At 43.8% G+C, this 1,620-nt stretch carries 2 protein-coding genes and 1 pseudogene; all 3 read left to right on the top strand.

Annotated elements, in window-relative coordinates; all coding sequences use genetic code 11:
* Positions 1–119 (top strand): annotated as a pseudogene (locus tag ACUVJL_RS02850) (IS5/IS1182 family transposase); the annotation flags it as partial.
* Positions 120–138: 19 nt separating this feature from the next.
* On the top strand, positions 139–525 hold the full coding sequence (locus ACUVJL_RS02845; protein ID WP_445244460.1) for a hypothetical protein: 387 nt from the start codon (positions 139–141) through the stop codon (positions 523–525).
* Between the two features lie 418 nt (positions 526–943).
* Complete coding sequence (locus ACUVJL_RS02840) at positions 944–1,492, top strand: hypothetical protein (protein ID WP_445244459.1); 549 nt, start codon at positions 944–946, stop codon at positions 1,490–1,492.
* Positions 1,493–1,620 lie beyond the last annotated feature (128 nt).

Below are 1,620 nucleotides of genomic sequence, written 5' to 3'. Positions count from 1 at the left end.
TTAGAATACTTTCATCAAGATATCGGAATCGAAGAAGGCGCTTCGGATTAAGATTTAATTTGATCGCTGGTATTTATAATTATGAACTTTCTTTAAAGACTAAATTAGAGATCGCCTGAGACTTTCGCAAGAGGTCTAATGGAAGTTGAAACTACCCCTTGGTACGAAACGAGAAGCCTTATCTCACCTCAAATTGAGATGCTTCAAGAAGACGGGATGATTCAGTACAAAGGGTCATTTTTGAAAAAGGAAAGCCCTCGGTATGCCACTCTCAAGGCGAGATTCATTCATTACGACGTGAATTACGTCAAATATTGTTTCCTCAAGGAGTTTTACCAACTTTTGTTTGATGGAGTTAGGCAGGAGGTGTTTGAAGGTGACGACAACGAGCTAGTCGCCTTGCTAGCTGATGCTATAACCGAGTTTGCTCAATACTGCCAAGAGCAGCCCTCAGAGGAAAACGCCCGCGAACTGTTTCGGACGTTTTGCAAAGCTCGTCTATTCAAGTCGCAAGCTGGGTCATAATTGTATATTTCTGTGGCGGAAACCTATATGGCTTAGGAATATTTTTTCGTAAAATCACCCCAAGAAAATTTGTGCAAGCCCTATAGGTTTCAACATAACTTTTTCCGCTGATTGCTACCACATTTTTATTACCCTCGCCATCCGCCGACAGGCTATAATCACAACCAGGGTTGATTAATGCGTCAAGCGGAGATTAACCCGCCTGGTCGGCAGGCAAAAAAAAGCTCCCGCTACCCCTAGTGAAGTGAGTAAGAAGGAACCTTGATAAATCTTGAATTAAAACATAGCATTATTTACCTATTTTCTAGACTTTTTCTAGAAGGTAGCCCTCGCCGGAAGGGTATATCGCGGCAATTGTCTCCACTTGCTTAACACTAGGGATAGCGGTTATCCACCCTTGTCAAAGGAATCAACCGCTATGGATAGTATATCAACAATTTCAGCAACTACCACAGAATCTCGCAATAAATCTTTACTCAATGCCGCCGATCGCGACTACTTAAAACAAGAGCGCAAGCTTGATCTTGACTGGATATATGCAAACTGTAGCAGTGCCGATATCCCGAAAGCCTCACTGATACTGGAATATGAGGCAAAATCACCCTGCATAGTTTTTTGGAGCGATGACCTCAAACAGCAGCAACTCCGACCTCGTGCCCCGTGGGCATCAAAAGACGGAAAATGTCCCAAGTACCGTACTCCGAAAGGAGAATACGACGCCTTCCTTGTTAAGCATCCAGAAATCGAGGCGTATTGGACTGATTTAGAGGCGCTTAAAGCTCGGTGTTTTTCAATAAATGGCAAACCATACTTGCTTATTACTGAAGGCTGCATAAAGAGTATTACAGGGTGTCAACACGGCATTCCTACTGTGGCACTGGTAGGGGTGACAATGGGGCTAACTCCCAAGAGACTGGGAACTCCCGATTTGGTTCCCGTGCTAAAACGCTTAGCTAGGGCTTGCTGAATAAGCCTAAAACCCTTACCTCAAAAGACTTTGACTCGCGTTCGGCGTTGACAATGTGTAAGACTATGAGCTAAAATTAGTCAAAAGCCATGCACAGCAGCACTTTCGTTCATGTACCGAAAAGTTGA

The sequence above is a fragment of the Microcoleus sp. OTE_8_concoct_300 genome, assembly GCF_031383065.1.
In the GTDB taxonomy this organism is placed as follows: Bacteria; Cyanobacteriota; Cyanobacteriia; order Cyanobacteriales; family Microcoleaceae; genus Microcoleus.
The sequence above is the reverse complement of the archived record's forward strand: the minus strand, read 5'-3'. Positions and strand labels throughout refer to the sequence as shown.

Coding starts and splice junctions, on each gene's coding strand:
- ACUVJL_RS02845 (WP_445244460.1), top strand. CDS start 139: ATGGAAGTTGAAACTACCCCTTGGTACGAAACGAGAAGCCTTATCTCA.
- ACUVJL_RS02840 (WP_445244459.1), top strand. CDS start 944: ATGGATAGTATATCAACAATTTCAGCAACTACCACAGAATCTCGCAAT.